At 55.8% G+C, this 19,949-nt stretch carries 29 protein-coding genes; 13 read left to right on the top strand and 16 right to left on the bottom strand.

The features are described from left to right. Positions 1–646 precede the first annotated feature (646 nt). The 5 genes from AB4X18_RS00890 (at position 647) to AB4X18_RS00870 (ending at position 3,185) form a co-directional block, all read left to right on the top strand. On the top strand, positions 647–1,360 hold the full coding sequence (locus AB4X18_RS00890; protein ID WP_432816579.1) for a ParA family protein: 714 nt from the start codon (positions 647–649) through the stop codon (positions 1,358–1,360). Beyond that, positions 1,360–1,962 carry a hypothetical protein gene (locus AB4X18_RS00885; protein ID WP_370398942.1) on the top strand — a complete coding sequence of 201 codons (603 nt, stop codon included), beginning with the start codon at positions 1,360–1,362 and terminating at the stop codon, positions 1,960–1,962. The genes AB4X18_RS00890 and AB4X18_RS00885 overlap by 1 nt, the downstream gene beginning before the upstream one ends. A 380-nt stretch (positions 1,963–2,342) precedes the next feature. Next, entirely contained in the window at positions 2,343–2,504 is a 162-nt protein-coding gene (locus AB4X18_RS00880) for a hypothetical protein (RefSeq protein ID WP_170157980.1), read from the top strand. Further along, on the top strand, positions 2,497–2,715 hold the full coding sequence (locus AB4X18_RS00875) for a hypothetical protein (RefSeq protein ID WP_370398941.1): 219 nt from the start codon (positions 2,497–2,499) through the stop codon (positions 2,713–2,715). Before AB4X18_RS00880 ends, AB4X18_RS00875 begins: the two co-directional genes overlap by 8 nt. A gap of 53 nt (positions 2,716–2,768) precedes the next feature. Continuing rightward, positions 2,769–3,185: a hypothetical protein gene (locus AB4X18_RS00870; RefSeq protein WP_370398940.1), complete on the top strand. Its 417-nt coding sequence runs from the start codon at positions 2,769–2,771 to the stop codon at positions 3,183–3,185. Between the two features lie 132 nt (positions 3,186–3,317). Here the strand turns inward: AB4X18_RS00870 and AB4X18_RS00865 are convergent, their stop codons facing one another. Continuing rightward, the gene (locus AB4X18_RS00865; RefSeq protein WP_370398939.1) at positions 3,318–4,217 is read right to left on the bottom strand and encodes an ArdC family protein; all 900 of its coding nucleotides are present in this window, start codon (positions 4,215–4,217) and stop codon (positions 3,318–3,320) included. Positions 4,218–4,337: 120 nt separating this feature from the next. Here AB4X18_RS00865 and AB4X18_RS00860 point away from each other — a divergent pair, with 120 nt between their 5' ends. The 3 genes from AB4X18_RS00860 to AB4X18_RS00850 all read left to right on the top strand — a co-directional run bounded on the left by AB4X18_RS00860 (position 4,338) and on the right by AB4X18_RS00850 (position 5,852). Next, the gene (locus tag AB4X18_RS00860) at positions 4,338–4,820 is read left to right on the top strand and encodes a hypothetical protein (RefSeq protein WP_370398938.1); all 483 of its coding nucleotides are present in this window, start codon (positions 4,338–4,340) and stop codon (positions 4,818–4,820) included. Between the two features lie 75 nt (positions 4,821–4,895). Next, the gene (locus AB4X18_RS00855; RefSeq protein WP_370398937.1) at positions 4,896–5,174 is read left to right on the top strand and encodes a hypothetical protein; all 279 of its coding nucleotides are present in this window, start codon (positions 4,896–4,898) and stop codon (positions 5,172–5,174) included. Between the two features lie 216 nt (positions 5,175–5,390). After that, positions 5,391–5,852 carry a hypothetical protein gene (locus tag AB4X18_RS00850; RefSeq protein WP_370398936.1) on the top strand — a complete coding sequence of 154 codons (462 nt, stop codon included), beginning with the start codon at positions 5,391–5,393 and terminating at the stop codon, positions 5,850–5,852. On the opposite strand, the gene AB4X18_RS00845 is transcribed toward AB4X18_RS00850, so the two are convergent. The 3 genes from AB4X18_RS00845 to AB4X18_RS00835 form a co-directional block, all read right to left on the bottom strand. Then, positions 5,840–6,067, bottom strand: coding sequence for a hypothetical protein (locus AB4X18_RS00845; RefSeq protein ID WP_370398935.1), 228 nt, complete (start codon positions 6,065–6,067; stop codon positions 5,840–5,842). The genes AB4X18_RS00850 and AB4X18_RS00845 overlap by 13 nt on opposite strands. A 71-nt stretch (positions 6,068–6,138) precedes the next feature. Beyond that, positions 6,139–6,492, bottom strand: coding sequence for a hypothetical protein (locus AB4X18_RS00840; protein WP_370398934.1), 354 nt, complete (start codon positions 6,490–6,492; stop codon positions 6,139–6,141). Beyond that, positions 6,489–6,695 (bottom strand): hypothetical protein, encoded by a 207-nt coding sequence (locus AB4X18_RS00835; protein WP_370398933.1) that lies wholly within the window; start codon positions 6,693–6,695, stop codon positions 6,489–6,491. Before AB4X18_RS00835 ends, AB4X18_RS00840 begins: the two co-directional genes overlap by 4 nt. A gap of 387 nt (positions 6,696–7,082) precedes the next feature. On the opposite strand from AB4X18_RS00835, the gene AB4X18_RS00830 reads away from it, so the two are divergent. Next, positions 7,083–8,255 (top strand): DUF3644 domain-containing protein, encoded by a 1,173-nt coding sequence (locus tag AB4X18_RS00830; protein WP_432816578.1) that lies wholly within the window; start codon positions 7,083–7,085, stop codon positions 8,253–8,255. Between the two features lie 15 nt (positions 8,256–8,270). Here the strand turns inward: AB4X18_RS00830 and AB4X18_RS00825 are convergent, their stop codons facing one another. The 4 genes from AB4X18_RS00825 to AB4X18_RS00810 all read right to left on the bottom strand — a co-directional run bounded on the left by AB4X18_RS00825 (position 8,271) and on the right by AB4X18_RS00810 (position 11,289). After that, positions 8,271–8,873, bottom strand: a complete 603-nt coding sequence (locus AB4X18_RS00825) for a LysE family translocator (protein ID WP_370398932.1) — start codon at positions 8,871–8,873, stop codon at positions 8,271–8,273. Between the two features lie 15 nt (positions 8,874–8,888). Further along, the gene (locus tag AB4X18_RS00820) at positions 8,889–10,061 is read right to left on the bottom strand and encodes a DegT/DnrJ/EryC1/StrS family aminotransferase (protein WP_370398931.1); all 1,173 of its coding nucleotides are present in this window, start codon (positions 10,059–10,061) and stop codon (positions 8,889–8,891) included. Next, on the bottom strand, positions 10,058–10,720 hold the full coding sequence (locus AB4X18_RS00815; RefSeq protein WP_370398930.1) for a 3,4-dihydroxy-2-butanone-4-phosphate synthase: 663 nt from the start codon (positions 10,718–10,720) through the stop codon (positions 10,058–10,060). Before AB4X18_RS00815 ends, AB4X18_RS00820 begins: the two co-directional genes overlap by 4 nt. A 353-nt stretch (positions 10,721–11,073) precedes the next feature. Beyond that, positions 11,074–11,289, bottom strand: coding sequence for a hypothetical protein (locus AB4X18_RS00810; protein ID WP_432816577.1), 216 nt, complete (start codon positions 11,287–11,289; stop codon positions 11,074–11,076). 166 nt (positions 11,290–11,455) lie between these two features. Here AB4X18_RS00810 and AB4X18_RS00805 point away from each other — a divergent pair, with 166 nt between their 5' ends. Further along, positions 11,456–12,139, top strand: a complete 684-nt coding sequence (locus tag AB4X18_RS00805; RefSeq protein ID WP_370398928.1) for an SOS response-associated peptidase — start codon at positions 11,456–11,458, stop codon at positions 12,137–12,139. A gap of 2 nt (positions 12,140–12,141) precedes the next feature. On the opposite strand, the gene AB4X18_RS00800 is transcribed toward AB4X18_RS00805, so the two are convergent. Further along, complete coding sequence (locus AB4X18_RS00800; protein WP_370398927.1) at positions 12,142–12,498, bottom strand: hypothetical protein; 357 nt, start codon at positions 12,496–12,498, stop codon at positions 12,142–12,144. 154 nt (positions 12,499–12,652) lie between these two features. Further along, complete coding sequence (locus tag AB4X18_RS00795) at positions 12,653–12,973, bottom strand: DUF736 domain-containing protein (protein ID WP_245990259.1); 321 nt, start codon at positions 12,971–12,973, stop codon at positions 12,653–12,655. Positions 12,974–13,568: 595 nt separating this feature from the next. Here AB4X18_RS00795 and AB4X18_RS00790 point away from each other — a divergent pair. Then, positions 13,569–13,994, top strand: a complete 426-nt coding sequence (locus AB4X18_RS00790; protein WP_370398926.1) for a thermonuclease family protein — start codon at positions 13,569–13,571, stop codon at positions 13,992–13,994. Between the two features lie 16 nt (positions 13,995–14,010). Here the strand turns inward: AB4X18_RS00790 and AB4X18_RS00785 are convergent, their stop codons facing one another. From AB4X18_RS00785 to AB4X18_RS00760, 6 genes are all read right to left on the bottom strand, one after another. Beyond that, complete coding sequence (locus AB4X18_RS00785) at positions 14,011–14,454, bottom strand: hypothetical protein (RefSeq protein ID WP_370398925.1); 444 nt, start codon at positions 14,452–14,454, stop codon at positions 14,011–14,013. Positions 14,455–14,848: 394 nt separating this feature from the next. Next, positions 14,849–15,076, bottom strand: coding sequence for a hypothetical protein (locus AB4X18_RS00780; protein WP_370399019.1), 228 nt, complete (start codon positions 15,074–15,076; stop codon positions 14,849–14,851). Continuing rightward, positions 15,069–15,701: a hypothetical protein gene (locus AB4X18_RS00775; protein ID WP_432816576.1), complete on the bottom strand. Its 633-nt coding sequence runs from the start codon at positions 15,699–15,701 to the stop codon at positions 15,069–15,071. Before AB4X18_RS00775 ends, AB4X18_RS00780 begins: the two co-directional genes overlap by 8 nt. Position 15,702: 1 nt before the next feature. Then, on the bottom strand, positions 15,703–15,981 hold the full coding sequence (locus AB4X18_RS00770) for a hypothetical protein (protein ID WP_370399017.1): 279 nt from the start codon (positions 15,979–15,981) through the stop codon (positions 15,703–15,705). Between the two features lie 53 nt (positions 15,982–16,034). Then, positions 16,035–17,885, bottom strand: a complete 1,851-nt coding sequence (locus AB4X18_RS00765; protein ID WP_370399016.1) for a ParB/RepB/Spo0J family partition protein — start codon at positions 17,883–17,885, stop codon at positions 16,035–16,037. A gap of 247 nt (positions 17,886–18,132) precedes the next feature. Further along, positions 18,133–18,492, bottom strand: coding sequence for a DUF3768 domain-containing protein (locus AB4X18_RS00760; RefSeq protein WP_370399015.1), 360 nt, complete (start codon positions 18,490–18,492; stop codon positions 18,133–18,135). A 605-nt stretch (positions 18,493–19,097) separates the two neighbouring features. On the opposite strand from AB4X18_RS00760, the gene AB4X18_RS00755 reads away from it, so the two are divergent. Together AB4X18_RS00755 and AB4X18_RS00750 are read left to right on the top strand one after the other, a co-directional pair. Further along, positions 19,098–19,301 carry a hypothetical protein gene (locus tag AB4X18_RS00755; protein WP_121027870.1) on the top strand — a complete coding sequence of 68 codons (204 nt, stop codon included), beginning with the start codon at positions 19,098–19,100 and terminating at the stop codon, positions 19,299–19,301. A gap of 273 nt (positions 19,302–19,574) precedes the next feature. Further along, entirely contained in the window at positions 19,575–19,835 is a 261-nt protein-coding gene (locus AB4X18_RS00750) for a hypothetical protein (protein WP_370399014.1), read from the top strand. Positions 19,836–19,949: the final 114 nt, after the last annotated feature.

The following is a 19,949-nucleotide window of genomic DNA, read 5'->3' as shown; positions in this document are numbered from 1 at the left end:
TTATCAGTTATTCCGTTTCTCGCCGAGATTTACGGAATCGAGGCTGTCGAGCCGATGGCGAGACCGGCCCCAAAACCGAAGGTGACGGCCCCGCTGGAAAAAACGGCTCGCTGAGGGCCACAATTTGCTTTCAGCCGCCCTACCCTATAAAAACCTCAAGCAAGCCTGTGCGGACCCTCCGAGCCGCCGTCCGAGCCGATTTTGCTCCCAACCGTCTCCCGAGTTTCTGGAGTGGGCTAAAATGGTCGTTGTTTCGTCTCAATCTCCGCCATCCACTGCGCACTATACACTGTGCACTATTCACTGTGCACTCTTCACTGCGCACTACTTCTTCCACACTATACACTGGACATCTTCCCTGCGACCCTAGACCTCCAACACTGTGCCGCCGTCACTGTGCAACCTACATACGACACTGCGCCGCCTACCGCCGACACTGCACCCTTGACACTGGCCACTGGACCGCAGACATCTAACACCCGCCCACCGGCACTATTCACTACGCATCAAACACTGTACCTTGTACCGCATTCCGCTATCACTGCGCCTTAGTTCTTATGCACTACACCTGCATCACTGCACACTTGACACTGCACAGCGTTCCGCCGACAACGTACACTAAACAACCAACATTGAGGCGAAGCAGATGGCAAATGAAGACATGAAGGTCGTCGCCGTTATGAGTCGAAAAGGCGGTGCCGGCAAAACGACACTGATCCGAGCACTCGCAAGTGCGGCAATGCGCGACAAAAAACGATGCATCATCTTTGACACCGACCCACAACAAGGAATGATGAACTGGGCCACGTCGCTCGGCATCAATGATCCTCTTTTGACAGTCGAACATTTGGAATTCTCTGACGAGCTTGGCACCAAAACGGACGAAGCCTATGAATCCGGTGACGTTGATTACATTTTTGTGGACACGATGGGCGCGGCGGGCGCTTGGGCCGATGATCTGGCAGCTGCCAGCGACGTTATCATCCTCCCGATGAAACTTAGCATGGACGACTGGAAGAGCACCAACGACACATTCGAATGGTATAAGGGCCTCGCCGACCGCGCTGAAAATCCAGAAGCTCTTCCCTCCTTTCACGTCGTCCTTTCAGATGTACCAGCCAAGCAGAGCAAGACCGAGCTCGAATTCGAAGACCGTGCCTTTGATGAATTCCCGGTTGTTTCCCATTTCTTCATGTCCCGCAAACAGCATCGCGAAGCATCGAAAGAAGGATTGCTACACACCATAGCCCAAACGAAACGCTCCGGCATCAATCCGCTTGGACGAGTACATGCCAAATATTTCGATGAGGCCTTGGACGAAGCTGCTGCAATCCTCAAAGAAGTTACGGAGGCCGCATAATGCCCCGCAAACAGAGAACCGCTATCAAGGGCAGTGACCCGAAGTATCATTCAAACCTACCAAGAAAGTCAGATCAGACGCCGCAGCCAGCACTCGAACCCATTGCGTCCGAAGCCGTTCCAAGAAAGATCGCGAGCGACTCCGGGCCCAAACGGCGTGACAAACCCGTCGCTCCCGCACCTAGGCCAAAAGCCACGCCGAAGCCAAAGACAAAACCTCAAGTAACAGCATCTCCGGCGCCGTCTGACGCTACCCGTGAAGTTCATCTAACTGCTGCAATCACCCGTGTGCACGGTGCGGCCATAGACAAACTTGTTGCTAAGGGCATCGACCGCAAGGTTCCAATCCGCTTAGCAGGGCGCAAGGCCGTCCAGCTCTTCGATCCTAAACGCGAATTCATTGAAAAACCGGAAGCGGATCGCCTGCCTATCCGCGATGGTTATCAGACCACGAAGCGCGTCAACGCCGAACTGATCGACCATCTGCGCACCGAAAATGATCCTTACGGCTTATCATCTGATACCGCCATGCTGCGCGGGCAGTTCGAACCGCTGTTTTGGAAGTGCCTTGATGAGGTTCTGCAAGAGCTGGCACAGAAGTAGCCAAAGAAATACCGCGTGAAGCGCGGCATTGCATAGAACAAGAGACAACACGCCCTCCGCTTCGCTCTAGGCGCGTCGGCATTTATCTTAGCCTTGATCCGCCTGCCATCCGGCCCCGGCTCGCAACAGGGGTTGTGATGTCGCGCGAGCGCGCCAGCCTCCGTGCAAAAAATCGGCACCCCCACGCACTGCGCGGTCCCCCCAATTTTCCGCCCTACGGCCCCCTGTCTTCGAACCGTCTCCGGACGCAGGACGGGCTACGCCCTCTCTGCTCTGTCCAGTCGAATGGCATGGGGCCATTCGGCTGGACAGTTCAGCAGAGGCTTCGCCACCGGCGGAAGGGGGCTCAAACCCCAACCGCATCGCAAAAGGATTTGAACATGGTGCGAAAACGGAAGATTGAAGGAAAAGCCGTCGCCCGCATTCTCGATGCCAAAACGCGAGATATCGTCGGATATCTCTATGAATGGAACACAGGGGCGCGAACACCGAAATGGTTTGACGACGTAGTGCGGGAGGACGTGATTTACGATTATGCCTGATATGTTCTCCATGCGCAGCGACGATGACACGGTAGATGTCGGTGTTGTCTACTCGCCATCACCAGAAACGCTCCGAGTATTCGGAGCGTCTTACATGCAAGACAAGGAAACCTCTGGCTCCCTAAAGATCCTCGATCCGAAGGGCGCAACATTTGCTACGTTTGATGTCTGGCAAAGTAAGTGGGTTCTCACCGCCGAAATGGAGGCGTGATCTTCCATTTTGGCCCAAAAAATGCTAGGCTGGCTCCGAAAGGAAGCCAGCCTATGCGTTTCAATAATCGCCTTTTTTCACCGCTGATCGCTGCACTTGCGGCGTCTCCCGCGATAGCATGGGACCACGATTTCACGCGCGGTCTTGATCTGTATTCCACCACGGATAACGGGGCAACAATTCGCCTCGTCTGTGATCCCAACCGTGTCTATGGCGGCACCGAAAGCATGGTCTTGATCGTCTTTGGCGGCAACTCAGACCTGAACACCACGGCAACATTGACTTTTCCAGACGGCCAAACCATCACCGCCTCACTCGTTCATGGCAGGCTTTCAAAACGCGACCTTGCGGAACATATCTGGCAACCACTCTTGGACGGCCTCCGCAACACCGAAAGCGTTGAGCTGACCGTTGGCACGGCGTCGGTCACGATGAACCTGGGCGACGCGCCCGCCTTCACCTGCATCTGAATAGCAGAGCCCCCGCTTTCGCGGCGGAAAACGGGGGCTCCGGTCGACACCGGCCAACAGGGAGTTTCTTCACCTTAGCAGCATGACGGCGTTTTTCACGATGAATTCACTTCGCGATGATGGGGCAGGGGCCTAAGCGGCCTCTGCAATCTCTCCGGCCTGATCCATCAGATAGTCAGCGGTTCGCTGCGCCGCCGCTGCTGCTTTGACAATCGCACGCTTATCGTCGCGCAACACTTTCAACCACGATTGAACGTAAGCCGCGCTGTCCTCGATGTGGCCCGGCTGAAAACCAAGCTGCGCGCCCATCATCGCCGACGAAATCTCGGCAACGAGTTCTTCCATCGCATAGACCGCATTCCCAAACTTGGACCCCGCCTTTTCGTTCGTCCGATCGCACCGGCGCTTGTGACCTGTTGCATGGGACAATTCGTGAAAAAGGGTTGAATAGAAAAGCTCTGCTGCTTTGAACTTCGGCAACTCCGGCATGTGAACCTTATCCAAAGACGGTACGTAGCAAGCGCAGTCCCCGCCTTCCTTATAGCCCACACCCATATTCTCGATCATGTTGGCAGCAATGTGCGAAAGCTGCTCGATGGGCCGGGTATTCAGTGGTTCAGCTTCATCAGGTGTCGGGAATTGATCCTCTAGCCCGTCGATCTGCTGAACATTGAACACCCGATAGGCTTTCAAATAACCTCGCATCTTGGCATCCGCGTCACCCTCGGGCGCTCCCTCCTTCGCTTCGAAAGTGCCGTATTTCACAACAAGGGATGACTTCTCGCCCTTGCGGACCATACCGCCCAAATCCTTTGCCTGCTTGAACGTCATCCAAACAGGATTGCGATAACCCTGCGCCCATGCCTTGAGGCTCAACAGGACATGATTGATCCCGCGATATCTGTCTCCGGTAACGCGAAAGGGCAAGGCAGCGGCATTCGTCTGCCAAGGACATTCCCACGGCTTTACACCTTGTTCCAGTGCCTCAATGATCTGACTTGTGACCTCGGCATAAACATCAAATTTCGCCATGACAGTTCTCCTTTGTGGTGTCGCTTGGGTCTGTCACCCAATGGATCGGGTTTTTTGGACAGCGCAGAATGCGCCTGCTCCTGAAAACCTGAATGCGATGAAAGGAAGGATTGGGAGGATTTGAGCGAAATCGACGGACTGGCGCGGGCAGGAGGCGCAGCCGACAACACGGGTCTGTCTAATTCGCTTAAATCCGGCGGCATCCCTGCCGCGAATGTCCCGCAGTGGCGTTCGGCTTGCCCGAACCCCAAGGGACCAGAGTTGACGTGGTCGCAGATCGCATTGCGCACTGGATCACCTCACAATGTTCTGCTTATGTTCCTCGCCATGGGGAACAAAGCACCACATCGTTATGACGTCATGGACAGGGAATTCCCGGTCCGCATAAGCGTGCGAGCAGATCCGATGACAAACGAGCTGACCAGACAATGGCTGCAACGTCATGTCGGGACCGGCAATTATGCCAGCAAGCCCCACACACTGTGGTCATCGCAAAAAGCGCATTGCATCTACTTCCGCTCGCTGCACGCCGCGACCAGTTTCGTTTTGGGATGTCCGCACATTCAACTTGTTGGGGAACCGTATCGCGGGCCTTATAGGTAGGAGGGGGCTGTCTGCCCCCGGCGCTGCGCGCCTCCCCCGAGGATATTTTTGGCAAAATGAAAAGGAAATTTGTGGATGAGTGACGATCACCCAAGCTCAGGTGATGTTGCTTTGGCAATCATCATGACCGTTCGGGAAATTGAAGGCCCATACGTGAAAGGGGTAGGGCCGGACATGGGGCGACTGAAAGCGCATGAATTCATGGCTGACCTAAGCGACGATCAAATCCTGGCTGGGGCGCAACATGCTGAACGGCTCGGATGGATCAACCTGCAAGCGGCCCTCGGCAAGCCCATCGTTGGTGTGACGATCCTTGAATCCGGACAAGCCTACCTCGATGAAATGGAGGTCTAGCGTTAGCGCCAGAACCCAAGCGAGGGATGCTGATGCATCTCAACAATGAAGGCGGCAGCGAGGGTGAAACCAAAGATGATCACAGATGTCATGTGGCAGCTCCAAAGGTTTGCGTGACAATCCGGGATAAAGCGCGAATGCGCTTGCCGGGATTGGGACCATACCTGGGCGCTTAGTTTGAATTGTCCGGAGCATCTCAAGCATTGGTGCAAAAGCGTGATCATCGGCGAAGCTCGCCGTGATCGCGCCGAAACAAAGACAGACGGTGTGAATTCGATACGGCCATGGTACACTGGACCTATGCGGAATCCCCTTCGATCTTTGCTTGAGGTTCGCCAGCGTGTAATCGCTCAAAAAAACGCGCATGAAGACTGGCAGGGGCGTGTTGTTGAACCAATCCTGGCCAGCGGCCACGATCAACTGCTGACAGAAGCATATCGACACCGCACTCGCGCGGTTCTTTTGTCGTTGCTGATTGGCTGTTTCGTGGTCGTTGCCATGGTGGCCTATGTGATGTGGGACATTTCATGGCTCACAAATCAGGCGTTCTATTTGATGTTAGCCGTGTGCGCCTTCGGCATCTTTTGGACGGTGCGCGAGACTATGCACCATGTCAGATCGCACCTCGAAAAAATGCGCCAGTGGCTCGATCAAAACGAAGCATTTTATCGGGGCTGAGAGAGGTTGGTGGTGTCTAGGGCGATTTCTTCGACCATGACGGCCACAATCTGCTTATCATCCTTGATCCGCCACCGAACCACGCTGACGATGCCCTGAAAGTTGTCGATGTGAATTTCATCTCCCACCCTTGGCAATGCCTCCAGAATGTCGAGACGAGTTGCATGGATCAACTCGTAGTCGTCCCCTCGTGGCGTGTAAAAGTTCACGAGCATAGCGAATGCCTCTTTGATAGAGGGGGAGGGGCTTTCGGCCCCCGGCGCGTCGCGCGGCCCCCGAAGGTGTTTTAAGCAATAGGCCCTTGGGCCTCGTTGTTGTCCAGCCCATCAAAAAGATCGCCTTGGTCGATCTGCCATGACGCGGCAGGCAGGGGTTCCACCCCTGTTGTTTCAATAGTGACTTTTGACTGTCGTTCACGCTTGCCGCCTGTATCCGTGCGGTAGGTCTCACCGATGAGGACGTGAAAGCGGTTCGCCCGCTCTGGATCACTAGTCAGGCAATAGCGCTTCGCTGAACCTTTTCGGCCCAACCATTGCGCGTGGTTCTCTTCGCCGCGCAGGTATTCGATACCTTCGAGAATGTTGCGCTTGTCGGCGGCTGTGATGTGCAGACCTTCAATCAGTCGGACGGTGCTTTTCATGACGCACCTACTGCGATAGGCTTTTCAATAAGGTTGGTTTCGCCACCGCAGTCTTCACAATCGGCGGCGTCATAAACTACTACGACTTCCCACATCTGCAGTTCTGTGCTCCATTCAACGCTGGCGTCGCGCCGGACGTTTTCGCTTCCGCAGGTTTTGCAGTGAATGGTGATCTGTTGTGGCGGGCAGGGGACGTTTCCCATAACGGTTCTCCTTCGTTGTGTCGCTTGGATCTGTCGCCCAATGGATCGGGGTTGAGGGACAGCGCGGATGCGCCTGCTCCTGAAACCTCGAATGCGATGAAAGGAAGGATTAGGAGCGCGCGGGGGAAATCGACCGGGGGTGGTGCGGCCCGCAGCCGGAGGCGAGGACACGGCCCCGTCTATTTCACTTGCGCGCGGCGGCATCCCTGCCGCTCACGTCCCGCTGTGGCGTTCGGCTTGACCGAACCCCAAGGGACCAGGAAAGAACGGATCATCTCGAACGTCAGATAACTTTGACCTTTCCGTCGAAAACTGACCTAATTCTCGAAATCATGATCGGCTATCGTTGATAGTCGTGGCCGAGAATAACAGAAAGCTCATTGGATTTTGGCACGTAGAACCGGGAAAACCCTGAAAAAGTGGGAAGTGGCTATTGTGAAAGCGATGCTGCAAAAGAACTATGTCCCGCAAGACGTTCACGCCTATTTTTCAAGACCAACTCGCTCAGTTAACCAAGCTCGGATATCCCAAATCAAAGATGGCAAGATGCACGCTGGGATCAAACCGGCGAGCGACTTGGAACTGGATGCTTTTCTGAGTGCATGGCCGGACATAGACCCTGTAACGGGGCTTCATCTAAGGGGTGATGAGTTACTTATTAAGGCGCGGGAGGCGATGATTGCGGCTGTTCATACTTTTAACAGCGCCGGACTGTTTTTCCGCGCGGAACTGTTCATCGTCACAAGCGTAATAGCTTGGACGTACCTGATGCACGCCTACTACAAGAGGGAAGGGGTCGATTATCGGTACAAGAAGGCTGGGGTGGTACAGAAAACAAAACATGGTGCCGATAAATATTGGGAACTCGGTCAATGCCTCGCTCACGGCGGGTGTCCGGTTGAAAAAGGCGTCATTGATAATCTCAACTTTCTGACAGAGATTCGACATGAGATTGAACATCAATCAACTGACCGCATTGACGATGCTCTAAGCGCCAAGCTGCAAGCGTGTTGCATCAACTTCAACGACGCAATCAAGACCCTGTTTGGCAAAGAGTTTGCATTAGAAAAACGGTTGCCGATAGCACTTCAATTCGTCACGTTCGATGGAGCGCAGAGGGCCGGTTTAGTCGGTCAGGACTTGCCGCCAAACCTGGCGGCTGCAATGGATGACTTCCACAATGGATTGACCGATGCAGAACAAGCCGACCCCAAGTTTCGCTATCGCGTAGCCTTTGTACCAAAGGTAGCAGGCCAGGCTTCAAAAGCTGACTTGGCTGTCGAATTTGTCAAAGCTGGTACACCGGAGGCAGAACATGTTGAGAGAGTGCTTCTGAAAGAAACAGAGCGCCCAAAACACCGCCCTATGGAGGTGGTTGCCAAGGTAAAGGCAGCTGGTTTTCCAGAGTTTGCAATCTTTGATCATACTCAGCTGGTGAACCAGCTCGACGCACGGAACCCTGGGAAGGGGTATGGCGTCGATGTCGCTGGCCAATGGTATTGGTATGATGGATGGCTTGAGAAGGTCATGGAAAAACTCAATGAAGGATGGACCCGCTAACAGGTTTCGCGAGCGCTACGACGCCATCAGAAGTAAGGTACCGAACACGCACATCATGGCACCTGAAATGCGCTGAAACACCGGGATCTTGTCTGCTGCAAATGTTGAGGCAACACTGCCACCAAGCGCATATGCGAAGATCGCAATAGCTTCCATGATGAGAAAGGCCGCTCCGAGCATCGCGTAGCTTTGCCAGTAGGCGTCCAAGATGACGAACTGTGGGAAGAATGCAGCGAAGGTCAAAATTGCTTTGGGGTTACTGATAGCCAACAAGGCTTCAGTCCTGAAAGCGATTTTCATAGAAACAGACTTATCCACAAACTCTTCCGATTTCAGCGTTTTTGCGCTCCGCCAAAGCGCGATGCCAAGCCATATGAGATAAGCAGCGCCGATAGCTTTGGCGATGCCAAAGACGAACGGAGATGCAGTCAGAAGAAGACCAAGACCCAAGGCGCTCGCTGCAATCATAGGAACAAAGACGATCAATCTGGCGATTGCGGCTTTTTGTGCGAAAGGAACGCCACACTTTGCGCCATGCGTCATCGCCAACAGGTTGCTTGGCCCACACGCCATATTGAGCGCAAAGCAGGCAGGCAGAAAGATGATCCAATCAACCATTGTGAGGAGCTGACCCTACTCCCCCAACGCGGTAATCAGCGTATCTGCAATGAGATCGCATTCGGCCAGTGTTAGGCGAGCTGGGAGGCGCAGGTCACATGCACGCATCAACATCGCGCGGGTCTGCGGAAGGTCTGGCACATCGTCCAGAAAACCCCAATTCCAGTAGGCCCGCGAGTTGTTCTTTGAACGGCCAAAAACCTGAATATGCAAACCGCGTCGCTTGGCGTCACCGACAAAAGCATCCACCTCGTCATCTGAAAGGTGAGGCAGGTTGAACTGCAATGAATCTGGTGCGCGCAGCTCCGCTGGATAGGCGGCTGGTACTTGCACAGAGTTGATCGCACGCAACCTGTTGGCGACATGATCGTGGTTACGGCGGCCATCAAGCACCCGCTGTTCCAAATGCTCCAACTGTGCCCGGATCAGAACTGCTGAAAGTGTATTCAGACGCAAACCGAACATGGGCATGTTGTTTTGGACACGGGCCATCACATCGGCCGGGATATCGTGATGCTGCCACTTATCCTCATAGGAACCGTGCATCATGATGGCGCGGGCCATCAGGTCTGGATCGTCCGTGACCATGATCCCGCCCTCACCAGAATTCAGAAGTTTGTAGGACTGGAAGGAAAAACAGCCGATTTTTCCGAGAGTACCGATCTTGCGGCCATCCCATGTGGTCCCTAGCGAATGCGCAGCATCCTCAACCACAGGAACACCGGCTGCATCACATGCGGCCATGATGGCGTCCATATCGGAGGTATGGCCCCGCATGTGGCTTATCAGAACGGCATCAACCCCCGGCAGTTTGTGCCGAAAGTCGTCCAAATCAATTCGATAGTTCGACCCGCATTCGCACAAGACGGGAACACAATCTGCGTGGACCACTGCTGAAGGGACTGCAACGAAAGTAAAAGCAGGGATCAGAACCTTCGCACCGGGCTGCAAGTCCAAAGCCATCAGCGAGAGAAACAACGCTGCTGAACAAGATGAGACGGCCAAAGCATAGCGACTGCCAATTTTCTCGGCGAAGTCTCTTTCTAGTAGGGTAACGGGCGACTCTACCGTTGTGTAGCGGTACAGGTCGCCATTGCCCAAAATCCGGTTCACTTCGGACATGGCAGACGCTGGAATTGGCTCTGCGGCGGTCACATCGGGCATTTTCGTCGCGGTTGTTTCGCTCATCCGTAAGCCTCCATGAGTTCGTTCCCGCCTATGAAATCAAGACCACGTTGCTCGCCGTATTTTCGCGCGTCGTCATACGTTGTCGAATGGCCGGTTTCCTCGTCGATCATCTCGGAGGCGACGACCATCGGGAACAAACCCTGATTTACTGCGAGTGACAAAATGAGTTCGGTGTGCCCGTTTCTCTCTTTGAGAAGACCTTTTGTGCCGACGATAAGTGGAATATGCCCCGGCGCACGAAACAGTCGAGCAAAGTCCTTGGCATCGCCTGCTTTTAATAGGGAACAAAGCTCTCGAATTGTACGCGCGGTCTCAACATGCGAGCAGCCGGTCTTATTTTCCCTGAAATCCAAAGTGATGGAAAAGCGAGGGTCAAAACCGGGTGTTGGTTGCGAAAGCGCTCCGTAGATCGAGTTGGGGTCTGCATACTTGGAAACAAAGTCCAAATATGTGTCCAAACCCAAAGTCTGACCCATCTCCCAGCTGATGTAGACAGTTAATGGCGCTCCTGCATTGAGGCGCAAATCTGCAACCGCCTTCTCGTCAATTCTCTCGGCAAGATAAATTAGATCGGTTTCGGCTTCTCGATCATCAAAGTCATAAAGAAGGATTGGTTTTCCTGCGAATAGGCTACGGGCTGCATTCTCAAACTTCTTCATATTTTACCTCCTGCGCCAGCGACAACATAGTTTGATGTTCGGAATTATGATCCGAGCCGGACCAAATAGCGCCCTACACACGCGACTGGCAATGAGTCCGGGCGAGCGTATGAGCGGTTAAACGCGCAAGACGACGAGGATCAAAGATCCGGTGCCCCATGCGATTGAAACCCGGAGGGGCGGATCGCCGGGGTCTGCGCGACCATGTGAACGCGGCAGGGTGGGGCTCAGAGAGACACGCCCTGGCGCCAGAGTTCACAGGGAAGGCAGGGCGCGGTGTTCCGGGCGTAAGCCGGTCTGCCGGCTGAAGCCTGAATAGCGCGGTGACACGTCTGAAAGACGGGGCAGGGGCCCTATAGCTGCTCGGTGCCTCTCATTTTCACCATCACGCGGATTCCATGCTGCACGGCAACCTCATCGTCCGGCCAGATTCTTGCTGCTTCATGCTGACACGCGCGCGCAAGATCGAAATGGATGCACTGCGCCAGCTCGTCGATCATATCGCCATGCTGGTCATAGCGCACAACGCGGTAAGGATGATCGAAAATGCGGCGCATGTGCCAAGCCATAGATGTTCTTTATATGTTCTCGCAAGGAAAGACCGACATCTGTGTTGCCTTTTCGGGGCTGTCTGGCCCAGGCGTTGCGCGCCTCCCCCGAGGATATTTTTGGCAAGATGAAAGAAAAAATAAATCGCGTTATACTACAGAGACCCTAGAAGAATGAAGCGGAAAAATGTGTAACCTCTACTCGAATACGACGGCCAGCGAAGCCATGCGGCAGTTGTTTAAGGTAGACCCGAGCCGGGACCATCTTGGCAACGCAGAACCGCGGCCGGGCATACACCCCAAAGGATCGGCCCCCGTTGTCGCGCTCGATGATGAAAGCAACCGCGAGCTGGTACAAATGTCGTGGGGTTTTCGGACGCCGAAGGTGTCAAAAGTCACGGGCAAACCCATCAAACCCGCTGCATGGAACAACGCGCGCGATGACAAGCTGATCAAGTCCGGTCTCTGGAAAGGCAGCTTTGCAGAGCGCCGGTGCCTCGTCCCAGTGTCGAGTTTTAACGAGACAAAGGGCCAGAAACCGGCGACGGACTATTGGTTTGCTCTCGCGGGTGAGGGTGACGATCGCGCACCCTTTGCGATAGCCGGGCTTTGGCGGGTTGAAAGAGAAGATCTACTTGAACCGGAGCATCCGCGACGTGTTCACACGATGGTCACGACAGAAGCAAATGATCTTATCAGGCCCATACATGCGAAAGGCCGAATGCCAGTGATCCTCAGACCAGATGACTATGAGACATGGTTGACGGGATCGCTGGACGAGGCCGCGGCGTTGTTGAGGCCCTATCCTTCTGACGAAATGCGGATCGTCCTGCAGGGCGTCGGGGAGAAGCGCGATGAAGCTGGCCTTTGATGTCAGGCAGATGAGTGCTGCGCTTTGACCAGCTCGTCGGCGATAAGGCCGGTGATACTCGCATAAGCGATAGCACCATCTGGCCGCTCGGTGCGGGCCAAGGATTTCGCAATCTCGTCTGGCCGGTGCCCGTGCTGAAGCAAAATCGAGATGAGGACGCAGGCGTCTTGAATCTGGAACTCAAGGGCTGATCCCGATTTGAAACCAGCGGAGTAGAAAACCTCGCGGGGCCGTCCATGCTCGTTGGGATCGTAGCCCACGGATAAATGGATCGTGTGGCCGTCTGGCGTCTCGATGCGCCGCGTCTCTGTCAGGCGTCGCTTGGGCAGATTGTGCCGTGGATCGGGTTTGTCCTTCATGGCGCTATCCTCGCAGATTTGGCGTGTTTGTCGCCCGAAAAAGCCGCCGCCCAGAAGGGGGGCGACGGAGTTTGCGGTGAGTGGCATTCGGGTCTTTTTACCCGCTGCTCGATCTCTGGGTGCTGGGGGCGGCCTGGGCCGCCCCTTGGCTGGCTTAGGCAGCCAGTGGGACCAGGCGGTATTCACCTTCAGGGTCTTCTTCGGTGCGCAGAGCGTTCACGCGGACCTGCTGGCCGTTCACCATGACCGAGAGGGAGAGGTAGTCGTTGCCCGCTTGGCTGGTCTGCTCCCAAGCCGATCCGATGCGGATGATACGGTTGCGCGGGGTGCGGGTGGTGATTTCGAAGTCCGGGTGCGTTTCTTTGGTCTTGTGGGGGTTCTTCGTGAGCGTGATATCCACGTCGAAGGTCAGCGATGCGATCCAGCCAGTGATTGCGTCGTCGTCAGTGCGGGTGATTTTTCCGTCGATTGCCATTGGTCTTCTCCTTTGTTTCGATGGGGATAAACAAGAAGGGATCGAATGAAGGATGCAGGTGGAAAAACGGAAGGTTCGCCCGCAGGGTGAAAGCCGAGCCGAAGGCGGTTTTTCTGCTTGCTGAAGCTCAACAGGGTGTCGTGATCGTAGCCGCAGGCAAAGATCTTCGAACACGAGCTGAAGGAACATTCTTCAGGCGTTGCCTTCATCCCCATCAATAGAGATACAAAGGGGGTGACCGGTGGTGATCGACCAAATCACTCTGACGACATATCGCAATTTTCGGTGATCGCCTGAGCGGCTTCCTCTTGTGGATATTCTCTTCACGCACCCGCAAAGCCAAGGATAAGCGCCCAAACGGATCAGCACCCAATCCCCTCGATTCAGCCTCGCTTCAAAGGGTCGGCACGGCAGACCTGACGGGGTACTTGCCTTGGAATTATGGTCATAAACGGCCATACTGGACGCGCCCAAACCCTTGCCAGCAAAGACCCATTTGGAGGTTCGTGATCCTGCTATGCTGAGACGGCCTAGAAAGAGACCAAGCCGCTCCCGACCATGGAAAGGACGGCGATGGCGAACACCACGCGCCACGGTGCTTCCGGCCCTTCTGCTCGTCCTTCTTGGGCTGTGGCTTTATGATCCTGACACGCCCAAAGAAGCGACGGCGCGGGTACAAACGTCCACGGTGCAAAGCGTCAATCCAAACCGCATGACGGTGGTAGACGGAGACACGGTGCGCCTCGCTGGTGAAACCATCCGCCTGGTTGGCTTCGACACACCGGAAACCTACCGTGCGCAATGCAACGCAGAACGTGCGCGGGGCGATGCGGCGACAGAACGGCTTCGCGAATTGCTGGCCCGGGCATCATCGGCACGACTGGCCTATCTGCCGCGCCGCGACCAATACGGACGCGATCTGGCGCAGCTAATGCTGGATGGCCAGGACGTGGCCGACGTCATGGTGGGGGAAGGGCTGGCTCGGCGTTATAGCGGCGGACAGCGCCAGTCATGGTGTTAGACGTTCTCGATGGCGTCTAACCTCTGACGGTCCCAACCTGTTTTGCTGAACCGTTCGGGTTCACTTGAAGGAAGCAACCCGTACAGTTCAGATAAGACGTCATCAGCGAAGGGGCTATTTCGGCTGCGCCTGCCAAGATGTCTTTTACCAATGGCCGATCTTCACTCTTTGCCGCTTGTTCAAACAAAACCTGACGGTTTGAATTCGGTATCGCGAGGTCCCAAAGGTCTTTGTCTTCTGTTTCTGCGCAGTGGACCATATAAGCCGCGATGTATTTCACGCCTTCACGCGCGAAGGACGTTCTTTTGCCCAAACTCGTGTCTTCAAAAGCCTGCCAAACAACGTCTGACGCAGATGTATGGGCCTCTACGACGCTCGCAACATCGCTATGAACACCACCAGTGTTGCGGACTTTCTCAACCCAGTCGTTGTATCTCTTGATGTTGGATAGTTGGGCCATGGTCGTTCTCCTCGTTACTTGGGCGCAGATTTCATTTCATAAGGTCTCGCCAATCCATATCTGATCCCATCTTGCTCGAAAAAACCGCTGTATCCTAGAAACCATGCGCGATGCAGGCCGTTTCCCGCCAATGCCCGTCTCACCCACTTAGGCAGTGCATTACCCGCATAGCCCCAAAGGTAAATGCGGTGATGTAAGGCATTCGTCATCATAGTGCTTCCCTTGTTCGATTTCTGAAAACGCGTCATTTTCGGGCGGTTCCGTTGAAGGATACAAGGCCGGTTTTCAACAAGGCCGCAAAAAAAGACCCCGCTGCATGGATGCAGGCGGGGCCAAGTTGATCCTCACCACAAGGATACGAAACTGTCAGTCTGCGGGTGCATGCGCGAGAAAGTCAGACATAATCGTAAATCACGTCCTCACGCTCAATATCGTCCGTCCACTTCGGCTCGATTTGCCCTGTGTTCCATTCAAAAAGATGTCCAACGACGGCGCGGGTTTTGGCATCGAGAATGCGAGCCACTGCTTTTGCCTCAATCTTTCGATTTCCCTCCCGCGCACCGGCTTGGTCCTGGCGGCGAGCGTTTGGGACTGGATGATTACCGGATGTACATTCAGGCATGAGAGTCCTCCAATTCACCAAGACGCAAGAACAGGTCGGACGCCAACACGCGGTCAGCCATGGCCCGTTTGCGGTCCTTGTTCTTCGATGCAGCGGCTTGCAGGTGGTGATAGGCCGCATGTCGTTCGGCCAGCGGGTAACTGTCAGGGTCTTCAGCAATGTCACGGGCCTTCAGGACCGTGACAAACAGGTCAGGTGTGGCAAACAGGTTGGCAATCCGCGCCCCGCCTGCATCCGTCTTGGAAAGCGGAAAAGGCGGGCGTCTCAGGTCAATCTTGCCAAGGCTGTAGCTGTGCAACACGCTCAAGAGGCGGCTTGGGTCGGCGGGGTATGGGGCGCAGTCCCATACGCGCCGGATCGCAAGGCTGTCCTCGGCGGGCAGACTGTCAATCATTCGGCGGGCTTTGCGCCACTTTGCGGCGCGATCTGATCGCCACCGGATTTCCTGTGCGTGGGACAAGTCGGCGCGACGTGACATTTCCTCGTCCTCGCTCGGCTGCGCCGCCGCGATCTGCTCGGCGAAGAGCGGCAGGGCATCGCGCTCCCGCCGCTGTTTGCGCCGGAGTGCTGCCCGCTTACGCGGTGTATCGGTAAACTCGAACGTGGGCGTCTTCTTGAACCGCATGTCACCGGCTCCCGTCATCTGAACCCGCGCGGCCCTCGGCAAGGTGCCACGCGGCCCGCTGGCCTGCTGTAAGGGTGAGTGTGGGCGCGTCCTGCCCCATTAGGGCATCGACAGGGGCACCCATCACCCCCGCATTTGTCAGCGCTGCAATCAGCGGACGCATCATCACCCTCAAGGTGTCTGCGTCCGCGCGATTGGACTTGGCCGATTTCTGGATCAGGGAAAAGGTCTCGACCATTTTCGCAACTCTGCCGGTATTGGTATCGTTCTCGAACGCCATTGGGCTTTCTCCTGTCAGGAAAGGTGCAGGGCGCGAACGCCCTGCCGCCGCTCTCACTCCATGCCTTCGGGCAACCATGCGTCGATCCGCGCGGCCTGCGCCTCGGTGACACCTAGGGCGCTGCGCAGATCAGATTGCGTGAACAAGGCTTCCAGCTTCGCGGCCTTGTCGACCTTTTTCAGCTTGGCAAAGGTGGTGACGGTTGGGTGATCCTCGGCCAGTTCCAGAAGATCGCGCCAGACCGCGACCATGTAAGGACCGCCCACGCGGCTAAAGAAGTTCGCAGCCGTGGGCGTCCAGACTTCGCGGGTGTCTGGTTTCGTGATCTTGGACACCAACGCGTCCAGCGTCTCGTCACCACCTTTGAATTGCGCCGCAAGGAACCGGACCAATTCGCCCCGCACATGCTCTGCGCCTTTCTTGCGAAACGCACGGAAGGATGCACCAAGGTCTTTGGCATCCATCATGTTGCGGGGTGGGTTCTCGGTCAGCCGCGCGTCCAACACATAGCCTTCGGCTTCAGTGGATGGCCAGTTTGGCACTTCGGTGGTCGTGATCCCGAACACGTCATTCCAAAACAGGTTGTGGCTCAACTGATAGGCCAAAAGGTCGATCATAAGGTCTGGATCGCGCAAGGCGGCATGTTGACGTGCACCACGGCTCACACGGCCCAGATCGTCACGCAGCTTTTGCGAAATTGGCGATTTCGGACCATCGCTGCCGCTGCTGCTGTGCATAGACTTGCGCAGGACACCCGCCTCAATCGCGGCCTTCTTATCCTCCGGTTTGACCAGTGCGCCGCTGATGCATTGATTGCCCTGCCCATCGACGTAGACATAAAGACCCGCGTGGGCGCGTTGCTCATCTGAATATGTCCCGTCAAGGATCACCTGCAACGCGGCCAATTCAGCCTCGCCTTTCTCGTCCAAGACTTCCGCTTCGGCGAGTTCGGCCAACGCATCATAACGTTCGCCTTCTTCTTCGGACAGATCGCCGCCTTCGGCATAGACCGACCCGAACTTTTCCAGCCCGTGCGTGTAGGGTGACAGGTAGCTTTCATGATGCACCTCGACCCATTTCCAGCCTCCGGCCCGCAATGTCTCGACAGCCTCGGACAGCTTCGCGTCAAAGAGTTCGTCCAGCAACGCCACATCGTCAAAGAAGGTCTGTTCCTTGAACAGATCAGCGGTCTTGCGGCCTCCGGCTTCGTCATAACCCGCCTCGGTCACATAAATCACACGCCGGTCAGACCCGCGCACGCTGTCAGGTTTGATCATCTGCTTAATCTGATGATCGCTGTATCCTTCGCCGCGCACTGTCTCCAAGACCTCAAGGGCCATTTTCTCGTCATTGCTGACCGTGAAGGCGGCGGCATTGGACAGGCTGATTTCATTTGCATGCAGCGCATCCAGAACCGCATCCGGCAGGTGCGCCAATGCAAGGCGGCGGTAGACATGCTTTTCGTTGACCGCAAAGGCTCGGGCGATGGCCCCGACAGTGCCGCCTTTGGCTTCCATCTTGCCGTAGGCCCGGATTTCTTCGGCGGGGTGCAGATCGCGGCGGGCCACGTTCTCCATGTTGGCCCACGCCTCGGCGGTTTCCGCATCAGGGGCAAGCATCACCATCGGATTGGCCAGTTCAGGCCGGGTCTTGGCCATGTCTGGATGTTGCCCGGCCAAGTATTGAAGCGCGCGCAAACGCCGTCCGCCTGCCACAATCTGTGCTGTATCCTTCTTGCCTGCCAATCCGGCGATGGACTGGATCAGGCCAGCGGCCCAGATGCTTTCTGCCAGTTCAATCACGTCCGTTTCAGGCACATCTTGGCGTGGGTTCATCGGCGAAAGAGACAGCTTTTCCAGTGGAAAGCGGGCCTCAGTTGCAATGATCTTGGTTTGCTTTGTCATTGGGACATTCCTTGTGTTTTAGGGTGAGTTTTGATAAGGATGCCCCACCCCCTGACGGGGTGAGGCGAGGCCGCTTAGGCGGCGTGTTGTTTCAGAAAGGCGAGGCCGATTTTGGCGGAGAGACCTCCCTTTCTCACAAGCGCGATAGCTTCCCGCTTGCGCTGCTCGATAACTGCTCTGGTCATGTATTCACCTCCTTCCCGACGCAGGCAGCGCCTATGGCCCACCCCTTTCGGGGTGGCCAATCTCAGTAGTCGCTTGGGAAAAGGATCGTCAGAACGCGGCGCGTTTCTGCGAGCGAGGTGGGGTTTTCTGACCCACCTTCATAGGCACGGTCGTAAAGGTCGATTTTCCACCAAACCTTTTTGCCCAACACGTCCATGAACCCCATCTCATGGGTTCCGAACGGGTCGTTTTCTTCAGTGAAATCCGCATATGCCGCGACTGCGGCAATGCAGGTCAGAACAAAGTCCATCCCTTCGGCGTCAACGGCTTGGGTCCAGACCCATTTCCCTTGTCCACCGCCCGCCTGTTTATTGCGAAAGGCATCATTTTGTTCAGCAATGCGGGCGCACTCCCGCGTCCGATCTTCATCAGTCATGACCATTACCGGCCTCCTTGTGGTGATGCGGTCGGGTCTTGTGACCTCTTTCCGCCAGTGGCGAAGCCTCGGCTGATCTTTTCAGACCGAATGGGCCTCCCATTCGGCTGGACAGAGCAGGTGAGGGCGCAGCCCGATCTGCGGCCCATGGAGTTGGCGTCAACTGGGCGGAGCAGGGGGTGGTGCGGCCCGCAGTGAAACGAGGACACGGCCCCTGCGGAGCCGACGCGGGCACCGCGGCGCTTGCCTGTTTACGCCGGCGCCAGGGGATGGCAGGCGGACACACCAATTGGGAAAATGTCGACGGGCCTAGAGCGAAGCGGAAGGGCCGGCGTCTGCTGTGGTCTCGATCCCGCGCATTAAGCGGGATCTCCGTTGTCTTCTATCGCTGCCAATCGCGTATGAGGCCGGGACGGCCGTGCAACCGCATCTGGGTTACTCCTGCCTTGTTTCTGGAAAGATGAGAGGTGACGGATCGCGGGTTTGGCGTTCCCGTGGCAAAGCCCCGGCAAGCAGAAAAACGGTTTCCGGGGGAGCCTCCGATTTTCGGCCTGCGCCGCACCCTCGGTCGATCCGTTGGGCCACCTTCATCGAAACAAGGAGAAACCCAAATGACACATTACACTCTGACCGTCCCCGTGAAATACGACGACAATGGCACCGAGAAGACCACCTATCGCCGGGTTGGCGCGGTGTTCGAAAACACCAAGCGAGACACAGGCGAAACCTTCCTGACGCTCAAGCTCGATTTTCCCGTTGGTGTCACCGAATTGGTCGCCTTCCAGCCGTCGGCCAAAGGCGACGTGACAGAATAACCCGGTTGGGCCGCCCTCGGGCGGTCCGTCCACACGAGGCAATTTTTCACATCAAAGACGGGGGCTGTCTGCCCCCGCGCCCCATGGGCACTCCCCCGAGGATATTTTGGGCAAGATGAAAAACATAGAAAGTGCTTGGAGTTGTGACAATACCGTATTATTGTAAGGCAGGAAACAGGCTGGGAAGCCGATGATCCTGCAAGGTGAAAACGCAAGTTTCACTTGAAAGCCGGGGCCCTGTGGCTCCGGTTTTCTCATAGAAAGAGGCCGCATATGAAGGTTTTGCTGATCATTGTTGTGTTCAACTTCGAGACCGGATCGGAGTTGGAAACGAACCTCAATTTTGACAACGAAGCGGAGTGCCATGCTGCTGCTTTGGCGTCGTTCCAAGAGGTCGATGAACATGCCGAAATCCGAGCAATGGACATTCCTGAAGGTCAGGAGATGCTTGAAGGCACGATGATCGCTTACGGCGCAGAGGGTGGCGAGATCGGCATGTATGCCTGCAATGCCTTGCGATCTGGCTCAGGCTGACAAATTCGCGCGAAGCTCAAAAAACTATTCCAGTGGCACGAATAACTCCGTCTTTTTTGTTGCAATCGAAGGCGGGAAAGACTGGAATGAAACTACATTATGTAGCTTTCATTT

This window comes from Sulfitobacter rhodophyticola (assembly GCF_041281685.2).
GTDB lineage: Bacteria > Pseudomonadota > Alphaproteobacteria > Rhodobacterales > Rhodobacteraceae > Sulfitobacter.
Note: the sequence above shows the minus strand (reverse complement) of the source record. Positions and strands in the feature narration are given on the sequence as shown.